The sequence below is a fragment of the Pseudomonas sp. NBRC 111127 genome (genome assembly GCF_001320345.1).
GTDB lineage: Bacteria > Pseudomonadota > Gammaproteobacteria > Pseudomonadales > Pseudomonadaceae > Aquipseudomonas > Aquipseudomonas juntendi.
This window is the reverse complement of the sequence record NZ_BCBD01000167.1, coordinates 1-11,760: the sequence shown is the minus strand read 5'-3', so window position 1 is coordinate 11,760 and position 11,760 is coordinate 1. Positions and strand designations below refer to the sequence as shown.

The window sequence follows — 11,760 nt, the reverse complement described above, 5'->3', positions numbered from 1 at the left end:
AAGGTGCGCTCGCGCTCGGCAGCCGCCAGCAACGGCAGTTCGGCCACCGGTTGGTGCGGTTGCTCGACAATGGCTTGCAGCAGGTTGATGAAGTGGGTGGACAGCCGCTCGATGGTCGAGCGCTCGAACAGGTCGGTGTCGTATGCCAGGGAAACCATCAGCCCCTGCGCGGTCTCGCTGGTATCCAGCACCAGGTCGAACTGCGCCGTGGCACTGTCCCAATGCAGCGGCTCGACACGCAGTTCACCCCAGTTCCGCTCGGCGCGCGCAGCGTGCTGGTGGTTGAACAGCACCTGGAACACGGGGCTGTGGCTAAGGTTGCGTTCCGGTGCCAGGGCCTCGACCAGTTGCTCGAACGGCAGGTCCTGGTGGGCCTGGGCCTGCAGCGCCGCCTGCCGGGTCTGGCGCAACAGGACGTCAAAGCCCTGCCCGCCATCGACTTCGGCACGCAACACCTGGGTATTGACGAAGAAACCGATCAGCCGCTCGGTTTCAGCCCGGGTGCGGTTGGCCACCGGTACGCCGACGCGGATGTCGGCCTGGCCGCTGTAGCGGTGCAGCAAGGCCTGGAAAGCTGCCAGCAGCAACATGAACAAGGAAGCATCCTGAGTCTTGGCCAGCTGTTGCAGGCCGTGGCTCAGTTCAGCCTCGAGTGGGAAGTCCAGGCGCGCACCACGCAAGCGCCGTTGGGCCGGGCGTGGCCGGTCGAACGGCAGCTCGAGCACGACCTGCTCGCCGCCCAGTTGCGCCAGCCAGTAATCGAGCTGGCGGGCACGCTCGCCACCGTCTAGCCACTGACGCTGCCAGGCCGCGTAGTCGGCGTACTGCACAGGCAACGGTGCACAGTGCTCGCCGTGGTAGCCGTGCAGCAGCTCTTCGACCAGCACCTCCAGTGAGGCGCCGTCGGAAACGATATGATGCTGGACGATGACCAGCACATGATCCTGCTCGCCCATGGCCAGCAACTTGACCCGCAGCAACGGCCCTCGTACCAGGTCGAACGGCGCCCGCACCTGGGCATCGACCCAGGCCGCCAGCGCCGCATCGTCCAGCTCGCCTGGGTGCTCGATCACGATGGGCAGCGCCAGGTGCGGATGAATATGCTGCCGCAGCTCCCCCGTGGCGTCATCGAAGGTGGTGCGCAATGGCTCGTGCCGGGCGATGACCTGGTCGAATGCCGACTGCAACGCCGGCAACTCGAGCGGCCCCCGCACACGCAACGCCGCCGGAACGTTGTAGGCGGCGCTCTGTGGGTCCAGCCGCCAGAGGAACCACTGGCGCTCCTGGGCATAGGACACGGCCATCGCAGGCGTGCGCGGCAATACCGCAATCGCCGCGGCCGCCCCCTGGCCCAGTTCGGCGCAACGGTCGGCGAAGGCCCCCAGGGTCGGCTGCTCGAACAGCTGCCGCAGGGGCACTTCGAGCCCGAGCCCTTGGCGAATGCGGGCGATGACCTCGGTCGCCAGCAACGAGTGGCCACCGAGGCTGAAGAAACTGTCGGCAAGGCCGACGCGCTCGACCTGCAGGGCTTGCGCCCAGATCGTCGCCAGTTGTGCTTGCAACGGCGTGCGCGGCGCTTCGTAGACCTGCTGGGCGGCACTGAAGTCCGGCGCCGGCAAAGCCGCGCGGTTCAGCTTGCCGTTGTTGTTCAACGGCAGCCGTTCCAGCACCAGCAGGTGGGCCGGGATCATGTAGTCAGGCAGCGCCTGCCCCAAGGCAGCCCGTACGCCCTGTAGCCAGTCAGCCGACGGCGTGGCCTGAGCAGCGACCAGGTAGGCCACCAGTTGCGGCCCGGTCGGCCCGGCGAGGGCTAGCACCGCCGCCTCGCGCACCGACGCCAACCCTTGCAGGCAGGCCTCGATCTCGCCCATCTCGATGCGCATGCCGCGAATCTTCACCTGATGATCGATACGCCCTACGTACTCCAGGACCCCGGCCTGGGTATAGCGCGCCAGGTCGCCGCTGCGGTACAGGCGTGCGCCAGGCTGTTCGGCGAAGGGATCCGGCAGGAAACGCTCGGCGGTCAACGCCGGGCGGTCGAAGTATTGCTGCGCCAGGCAGCTCGGTGCACCGATGCACAGCTCGCCGACGCCATCGCTGGGCAACAGCTGGCCGGCACAATCCAGCACATACAGCGAGCGGCCTGCGATGGCGTGGCCGATGGGCACGCCGTACGCGTCCTGCGCATCTTCGAGGCGGCAGTCATGCACGCTGGAGACCACTGTCGCCTCGGTCGGGCCATAGGTGTTGACCAGGCTGAGCCCGCCCAGCCCCGCCGCATGCCACAGGCGCAGCCCTTCCACCGACATGGCCTCGCCGCCCACGTGCACCTGACGCAGCTTGCCCAGGCCCTGGCCCGGCCGCGCCGCGCAAGTCTTGGCCAGCATGTGCCAGTAGGCGGCCGGCAGGTCGGCCAGGGTCACGCCCTGCTCGACAATCAACCGCGCCAACTGATCGGCGTCCCACAGGTCCTCGCCACGCATGATCAACGCGGCGCCGACGCACAGCGGCGGATAGCATTGCTCGACGAAGCCGTCGAAACTGAAAGTGGCGAACTGCAGCACCCGGTCGTCGCGCTCAAGGCGGGAGTAGCCGGTGGCGCTGTAGCTGAACTCGCGCAGGGCCGCATGGCTGATCGCCACCCCCTTCGGGCGGCCGGTGGAACCGGAGGTGTAGATGACATAGGCGAGCTGCTCGGCGGCGACCTGCACATCCGGGTCGTGGTCGCCACAGTGCGCGGCCTGCTCGCCCAACACCCCCAGTTCCAGGCGACGCAGCCCCGCCGGCAGCGCCAACTCGACCAGCAGGCCGTCGTCGCACAACAACAGGTCCAAGCGGCTGTCCTCGATCATGTAAGCCAGCCGTTCATGTGGATACTGCGGGTCCAGCGGCACATAGGTCGCGCCGCTCTTGAGCACGGCAAGCAGGCTGACGATCAGCTGCGGGCCACGGCGCAAGGCCAGGCCGACACGCTGGCCGGGGCGTACGCCCTTGGCGATCAGTGCATGCGCCAGGCGATTGGCCTGGCCATCGAGCTGACCATAGCTCAGGCGCAGCTCGCCACATTGCAAGGCCAAGGCCTGGGGCTGGCGCGCGGCCTGTGCCGCAATACGCTGGTGAACCAGTTCCTGGCTCGGCAACGCCAGTGCGCGGCCTTGGCTGAAGCCAAGCACCTCGGCCTGCCCCTTATCGTCAAGCAGGCCCAGCGCGCCTGACGGCGCGGCCGGGGTGGCGACCATCTGCGCCAGCACCTGGCGGAGCCCGGCGTACAGCTGAGCCACCTGCTCTGCAGCGAACAGCGCAGGGTCGTAGCCGAACGCCAGGCTGACCCCATCGCCGAGCTCGATGCCGATGGTCAGCGGGTAGTGGGTGCGCTCGTGATTGCTCACCGCGCCGAAACGCAGGCCGGCAGGCGCGCCCTGGCGCAGCGCCTCGGCCACCGGGAAGTTCTCGAACACCAGCAGGCTGTCGAACAGCGCCGCGCCCTGCTGGCCAGCCCACCCTTGAATGGCATACAGCGGCACATGCTCGAATTCACGCAGGCTCAGGTTGAAGTCCTGCACGTCGGCCAGGTAACCGGCCACCTGACGATCGGGCGCGACATCGATCAGCACCGGCAAGGTATTGATGAACAACCCGAGCTGGCCGTCGATGCCCGGCAGTGGCGCCGAACGCCCGGACACCGTGGCGCCGAAGGCCACGCAGGCTTGCCCGGTCAGGCGCTGTAGCACCAGGCCCCAGGCCGCCTGGAACAGCGTGTTCAAGGTCACCTTGTGGTGACGGGCAAAACGCTCCAGCTCGGCGGCCTGCGCGGCGTCGAGGCGGGCCAGGTACTCACCCTCGCCTTGCGCGTCGGCGGGGCGACGCAGGGCCTGGGCGAGCAGCGTCGGCGCCTGCAAGGCGCCGAGACGGGCTTTCCAGAAACGCTCGCCGGCACTGGCGTCCTGGCGTTGCAGCCACGCCAGGTAATCATGGAAACGGCCGGCCGGCGCCGACATGCGCTCGCCGGCGTAGTGCTGGACCACCTCGGCCAGTAGCTGGGCATTGCTCCAGCCATCCAGGAGGATGTGGTGGCAGGTGAAGACCAGGTGCCAGTCGTCGGCCCCGGTACGCACCAGCAGCAGCCTGAACAAGGGTGCGCGGGCCAAGTCGAAACCCGCCTCGTGCTCGGCCCGGGCCAGTGCATCGAGGTCTGCCGCAGGTTCATCGACGATGCGCAGTGGCAGTGGCAACTGTCGCTGGACGATCTGGTGGGCACTGTCCAGGCCCTGCCAGTGGATGCTGCTGCGCAGGATATCGTGACGCGCCAGCGCCGCCTGCCAGGCCTCGCCGAAGCGTTCCAGGTCCAGGCCGCCGATATCGAGGCGCAACTGGTTGATGTAAGCGCCGCCCTGGGTTTCATACAGCGAGTGGAAGAACATGCCCTGCTGCATGGGCGACAGTGGGTAGAGGTCTTCGATGTTGTGGCCGGGCACCGGCAATGCATCCAGTTGCGCCTGAGTGATGCGCGCCAGCGGGAAGTCCGACGGTGACGGTTGCCCGGCTGGCACGCCCAGGCAGTGCTCGATGAGCGCCTCCAGTTCCTGGTCGTAGGCCGTGGCCAATGCCTGGACCGTGTCGGTGTCGAACATCGCCAGGCTGAAGCCCCATTGCAGCGACAGCTCGCCGTTGTACACCTGCCCTTCCAGGGTCAGCCAGTTGGCCAGCGGCGCGTCGGGGTCCTGGCCGTCGCCGCCGCGCTCGGTGGCCGGCGCCAGCAAGGCCTGGGCATCGAACTGGCTGTCGAACTGGCCCAGATAGTTGAAAGTGATGCGCGGCGGGTCAAGCGTCGCCAGGGCCTCGCGCACCGAGGCGTCACCCAGGTAACGTAGCACGCCGTAACCCATGCCTTTGTCCGGTACCGCGCGCAGCTGTTCCTTGATGGCCTTGATCGAGTCGCCATGACCGGCGCGCGGGGCCAGGCGCAGCGGATAGAGGCTGGTGAACCAGCCGACGGTGCGGGTCAGGTCGATGCCGTCGAACAGCTCTTCGCGGCCATGCCCCTCCAGCTGCACCAACGCCGCCTGGCTGCCGCTCCATTGGCAGATGACACGTGCCAGGGCCGTCAGCAGCAGGTCGTTGACCTGGGTGCGATAGGCTGCGGGCGCGACCTGCAGCAACTGCCGGGTGCGCTCGCGGGACAGGCGCGACGCCAGTTTGGCCCCATGACGGTTGCTTACCGGCGCGTCCGGCCTGTCGCACGGCAGTGCGCCATCGCCGAGTTGCGCTTGCCAGTAGGGCAATTGCCCGACGAACGCCGGCACCTGCTCGTGCAGCTGCGCAGACCAGGCTTGGTAGCTGCTGGTGCGCGGCGCCAGCGACAGCGGCTGCCCGGCCAGGCGCTGGGCATAAGCCTGCTCCAGGTCCTCCAGGAGGATACGCCAGGACACGCCGTCGACCACCAGGTGGTGAATAACCAGCAGCAGGCGCTGCTCGCCTTGCGGCAAGTCGACCAGCATGGCGCGCAATAGCGGCCCACTGCGCAGGTCGAGGCTGCGCTGGGCAGCGTCGCAGAGCGCCGTCAGCGCCTGGGCATCCGCAGCCTGGCGCTGCCACAGCTCGACCTGCGCGACCGGCGCGCCATAGTGCTGCCGCCAGCCTTCGGCGGCGGGCTCGAAGCGCAGCCGCAGGGCGTCATGGTGGTTGACCACATCGCCCAAGGCAGCGACCAGCGCCTGGGCCTGCAACGGTTGCCGGGCACCGAGCAGCAATGATTGGTTCCAGTGCTCGCGGACCGCAATGGCCTGTTCGAAAAACTGCCGCTGCACAGGGCTGAGCGCCACCTCGCCGGTGGCCGGCGCCTGCTCAACCGCCAACGATGGCTCGCGCCCGACCGCGCCGGCCAGGCCGCGCACGGTCTGGAACTGGAACAGGTCGCGCGGGCTGAACTGCAGGCCCTGGCGACGAGCGCGGCCAACCACCTGGATGGCGATGATCGAATCGCCGCCCAGCTCGAAGAAGTTGTCGTCCAGGCCAACCTCGGCCACGCCCAGCACCTCGCTCCAGACTTGCGCCAGGGTACGCTGTACATCGGTTTGCGGCGCCACGTAAGCGCTGCGCGAAGCGGCATCCGGTTGCGGCAAGGCCTTGCGGTCAAGCTTGCCGTTGGGGGTCAGCGGGAACTGCTCCAGCGGCATCAAGTGGCTGGGCACCATGAATTCCGGCAGCGCCTGCAGCAGCCAGGCCTTGAGCCCTTGCTGCCAGCCGTCTGGCATTTCGTCGAGCACCAGGTAGGCCACCAGTTGCTTGCCGTCCAGCGCCAACACCACGGCCTCGCGCACCCAGGCATGCTGGGCCAGGCGCGCCTCGATCTCGCCCAGCTCGATGCGCAGGCCACGGATTTTCACTTGATGATCGAAACGCCCCAGGTACTCGATCACGCCATCCACACGCTGGCGAACCCGGTCGCCGGTACGGTACAGGCGCTGTCCGGCCACGAAGGGGTCGGCAACGAAGCGCTCGGCGGTCAACCCCGGACGCCGGTGGTAACCACGGGCCAGGCCAATGCCACCCAGGTAGAGTTCGCCGGCAACGCCCGGCGCCACCGGCTCGAGGCCAGCATCGAGCACATAGGTACGGATGTTGGCGATGGGCTGGCCGATGGGCACGCTGTCGCGGCCTTCGTCGATGCAGGTCCAGTGCGTGACGTCGATGGCCGCCTCGGTGGGGCCGTAGAGGTTGTACAGCGCCGCCGCCGGCAGCTTGCCGAACACCTGCAGCTGCGCGTCCACCGGCAATGCCTCGCCGCTGCAGAGGATGCGGCGCAGGCTGTCGCAGGTCTCGACACCAGACTCGTGGATGAAGGCCTGGAGCATCGAGGGTACGAAATGCAGCGTGCTGACCTGATGGCGACGAATGGTCTCGATCAGGCGCGCCGGGTCCCGGTGGTCACCTGGTGCGGCCACGGCCAGCCGGGCACCCGTCATCAGCGGCCAGAAGAACTCCCAGACCGACACGTCGAAGCTGAACGGGGTCTTCTGCAGCACCGTGTCACCGGCACACAGACCATAGGCTTCCTGCATCCAGTGCAGGCGGTTGGCCAGGGCTTCATGGCTGTTGCCGGCGCCTTTCGGCCGGCCGGTGGAGCCGGAGGTATAGATGACATAGGCCAACTGCCGTGGGTCGGTGGCCACCTGGGGCGGGCTGGCGGGCTGGTCGTCCAGCGTCAGTTGGTCCAGGGCGATGCACTGCACGTCAGCGGGCACCGGCAGGCTGCCCTGCAGCGCCTGATGGGTCAGCAGCAGGCGAATGCCGCTGTCCTCGATCATGTAGGCCAGGCGCTCCTCGGGGTATTCCGGATCCAGCGGCACGTAGGCCGCGCCGGCCTTGAGGATCGCCATCAGCCCGACCACCATTTCTACGCTGCGCAGCAGGCTGATACCCACGAGGCTGTCGGCTCCGGCGCCTTGCGCGCGGAGGAAGTGAGCCAGGCGGTTGGCGCGGGCATCGAGCTGCGCATAGCTGAGCGCGGTATCACCACAGACCAGCGCCGGGGCGTCTGGCGCACGGCGCACCTGATCCTCGAACAGCTGGTGCACGCCGCGTTCGAGCGGATAACCGCGAGCGGTGGCGTTCCAATCCTCCAGCACTGTGCGACGGCTGGCGTCATCGAGCATCGGCAACTGCCACAGCGCGCTGTGGGGCTGGCTGACCAGGGCTTGCAGCAGGGCCTGCCAGTGTGTCGCCATGCGTTCGATGGTGGCGGCCTCGAACAGGTCGCTGGCATAGGTGAAGGCGGCGTGCAGGGTGCCACCCTGCTCGTAGGTGTCCAGGCTCAGGTCGAACTGGGTGGTGCGGCTGCGCCATGCCAGGGGCGACAGTTGCAGCCCCGAGGCCAGGGTCACGGTGGCCAGGTCGGCGACCTGCGGCTGGTGGTTGTACATCACCTGGAACAGCGGCGCATGGCTCAGGCTGCGCTCGACCTTCAGCGCCTCGACCAGGCGTTCGAACGGCAGGTCCTGGTGCGCCTGGGCACCGTGTACGACCTGCTTGATGCCTTGCAGGTAGGCCAGCACCTCGAGGTGCGCGTCCGGCCGCACACGCAACACCTGGGTGTTGACGAACAACCCGATCAGCCCTTCGACTTCGGCGCGGTTGCGGTTGGCCACCGGGCTGCCGATACGCAGGTCGGCCTGGCCGGTGTAGCGCTGCAGGAGCAAGCCGAACGCGCCAAGCATGACCATGAACGGCGTAAGGTTATGCTGCCGGGCGAAGCCGCGCAGCCGCTCGGCCAAGGCCGCATCGACCGCGAACGAGCGGCGCTCGCCACTGAAGCTCGGGGTCGCCGGCCGGGCATTATCCAAGGGCAGTTCGAGCACGGGCTGCTCATCGCCCAACTGCGCCTGCCAGTACGCCAACTGCCGCGCCAGTTCGCCGGCTTCCAGCCAGCGGCGCTGCCACAGGGCATAGTCGACGTACTGGATCGGCAGATCCGGCAGTTGCGGCGCATGGCCAGCGGCGAAGGCGTCGTAGCAGCGGCTGAACTCGTCGATCAGCACGTTCATCGACCAACCGTCGGAAACAATATGATGCAAGGTCAACAGCAGTACATGTTCCTGCTCGGCCAGGCGCAACAGACGCACCCGCAGCAGCGGCCCTTGCGCCAGGTCGAATGGACGCAAGGACTCGGCCTCGGCTTCGGCACGCACCTGCGCTTCGCACTCGGCCTCATCCCACTGACGCAGGTCGACCCGCTCGATCAAGGCCTCGCCCACCGGGCGATAGACCTGGAGCAGACTGTCGTCAGGCTGGACCTCGAATACGGTGGTCAGGCTCTGGTGACGCGCCAGCAGGCTGGCGAACGCTTGCTCCAGCGCGGACTCATCCAGTTGCCCGGTCAGACGCACCGCGCCTGGCAGGTTGTAGGCGCCGCTCTGGGGGTCCATCTGCCAAAGTACCCACATGCGCTGCTGGGCATAGGACAACCCTTGGCGGTCCGGCGCCTGGACCCCGGCCGGAATGGGGAACTGGGAAAAGTCGATGCCCTCCCTGGCCAGGGTCTCGAGGAACACGCCGCGTTTGTCCTGCGGCAGTTCAATGAAACGGCGGGCCAGTAGCAGGGACTTTTCTGCATTCATCAGATTGCTTCCGTACGAGTGAGGTATCGGGCGGGGCCCGGCTATCCCTACGAAACGGATGCAACCTGAAAAAAATTAACGCCATAGCGCCCCCCACGGCAGCTGCAGACACACCCCGGGGCAACCCCGGGCGTGGCCGACCGGCCCACAGCGAGGCGTTAATTTGCCGTTGCGGCGGCTCGTTTACCAAGAAAGCCGCCCTGCAAGAGGACCTTCGCATGCCTAGCCCCTCCCGCATCACCCAGGCACTCCAGCAAGGCCTGCGCCGCCTGGTCGGCAGCCCCAGCCCGGCTGCCAGCGCCTACCGCCTGTTCGATCTGCAGCTCAAGCAACGCATCACCCTTTCCCCATCACTTGCACGCCTGGTGTTCACCGCTCCCGATGTGGCGCGGATGGCCACCATGGCCCCCGATCAACGGGTCAAGCTGTTCTTTCCCGCCCCAGATGGTTCGCTGCCTGTAGTTCCCGCCGATGCCCACTGGAAAACGGCGCACAGCGCCTTGCCGCCCGCGCAACGCCCACCCATGCGGACCTACACCATCCGCGCGCTGCGTCGGGAAGCACTGGAAGTCGATGTAGATTTCGTGCTGCATGGCGTCAACGGCCCTGCTTCGGCTTGGGCCACCCATGCCCAGGTAGGTGACCGCCTGCAGATGCTTGCGCCCAACCTGGACTATGCCGGCGACCCCGGCGGTTATGAATGGAAGCCACCCCAGGGCGTGCGCAACGTACTGCTGGTAGGTGACGAAACGGCACTGCCGGCGATTGCCGGCATTCTTGAGCAACTGGCAGGGACCCAGCCCGAGCTTGCGGTGCAGGCGTTCATCGAGGTGCCGTTGCAAGCTGACTGCCTGGATCTGCGCCATGGCGATGCCACCGAACTGCATTGGCTGCCGCGCGATCTGCTGGGCTGCGCGCATGGCCAGGCCATGCAGCATGCGGTGCGCGAACTGGCCAGCCTGCCTCAAGGGCAGGCCGCGTCGCGGGTAAAGCTGGAAGAGGTGGATATCGACACACGAATACTGTGGGAGCAGGCCAGTAGTGCCAGGAGCACATTCCATGCATGGGTCGCGGGGGAATCGGCGACAGTGATGGATATTCGCCGGTATCTGATCAAGGAGCGCGGGTTGCAACGCGCGTGCCTGACCCTGATGGGCTATTGGCGGGCCGGGCGGACCTTTGATTGACGTGAGATAGCCGGGGCACTTTGCGGCCCCGGCAAAGGCTCAGACTGCCGCGCTCAACGCCTCGGCAAAACGCTGTGCAACGTCATCGATCTGCTCGCCGCTGATGATCAACGGCGGCAGGAAGCGCACCACCGCGCCATGCCGCCCACCCAGCTCCAAGATCAGCCCACGCCTGAGGCACTCGCGCTGCACCTTCGGCGCCAGGTCGCGGTTAGCCGGTGGGTGGCCCAGCGCATCGGGCTGGCCTTGCGGGTCGACCAGCTCCACACCCAGCATCAAGCCACGGCCACGGATATCACCCAACTGCGGGTAGTCCCGCTGCAGGCGCTGCAGGTGCCCACGCAACCGCAACCCCATGGCCTCGGCATGCTCGGCCAGGCGATGCTCGACCAGGTAATCGATTACCGCCGAACCCGCCGCCATGGCCATCTGGTTACCGCGGAAGGTGCCGGCGTGCGCCCCCGGTTTCCACGTGTCCAGCCAGTCGCGGTACACCACCACCGCCAACGGCAGGCTGCCGCCAATGGCCTTGGACAGCGTGACCACGTCCGGCACGATGCCGGCATGCTCGAAGGCGAACATCCGCCCGGTACGGGCAAAGCCGCTCTGAATCTCATCGACGATCAAGGCCACACCCGCCTGCTCGGTGATCCGGCGCACGCCCTTGAGCCATTCGATATCGGCCGGAATCACCCCGCCCTCGCCCTGCACCACCTCCAGGATGACTGCAGCCGGCAGTGGCACCCCGCTTTCCGGATCGAGCAGCAGGTTTTGCAGGTAATGCAGGTTGGCCTTGACCCCGGCCTCACCGCCCAGGCCGAACGGGCAGCGGTAGTCGTACGGGTATGGCATGAACTGCACGCCGCTGCTCAACAAGGCACCCAGCGGTTGCTTGGGACCATGGCTGCCCATCAGGCTCAGGGCCCCCTGACTCATGCCATGGTAGGCACCCTGGAAGGCCAACACGATGCTGCGCCCGGTGGCGCTGCGCACCAGCTTGAGTGCCGCCTCCACGGCGTCGGTCCCGGTCGGGCCGCAGAACTGCACCTTGGCCTCGCGGCGCAGGGCCTCGGGCAGGATGCTGTACAGGTCCTGAACGAAGCGGTCCTTGACCGGTGTGGTCAGGTCGAGTGTGTGCAAGGGGATCTCATCGGCCAGCACACGCTGGATCGCCTCGATCACCACCGGGTGGTTATGGCCCAGCGCCAAGGTGCCGGCGCCCGCCAGGCAGTCGATGAACTGTCGGCCTTCGACGTCTTCGACGTGGATACCCCTGGCGCGCTTGAGCGCCAGCGGGATGCGCCGTGGGTAGCTGCGGGCGTTGGACTCCTGCTGTTGCTGGCGTTGCAGCAACGGTGAGTCGGTGAATTCGTACAGAACCTGCGGCACGCTGGCCGGCGGGACCTGGGCAAGGCTGGAAGCGGTGGACATGGGTAAATCCTCGCAAGCGAGCGAAA

3 protein-coding genes are annotated in these 11,760 nt (G+C 67.3%); 1 reads left to right on the top strand and 2 read right to left on the bottom strand.

The features are described 5' to 3' along the window. The coding region (locus APH30_RS22775) for a non-ribosomal peptide synthetase (RefSeq protein WP_054913840.1) at nucleotides 1-9,116 on the bottom strand (9,116 nt) is incomplete at its 3' end. Between the two features lie 218 nt (nucleotides 9,117-9,334). On the opposite strand from APH30_RS22775, the gene APH30_RS22770 reads away from it, so the two are divergent. Then, complete coding sequence (locus tag APH30_RS22770; RefSeq protein WP_054913839.1) at nucleotides 9,335-10,303, top strand: siderophore-interacting protein; 969 nt, start codon at nucleotides 9,335-9,337, stop codon at nucleotides 10,301-10,303. Nucleotides 10,304-10,342: 39 nt separating this feature from the next. Here APH30_RS22770 and APH30_RS22765 read toward each other — a convergent pair whose 3' ends face one another. Then, nucleotides 10,343-11,734 carry an aspartate aminotransferase family protein gene (locus APH30_RS22765; RefSeq protein ID WP_054913838.1) on the bottom strand — a complete coding sequence of 464 codons (1,392 nt, stop codon included), beginning with the start codon at nucleotides 11,732-11,734 and terminating at the stop codon, nucleotides 10,343-10,345. Nucleotides 11,735-11,760: the final 26 nt, after the last annotated feature.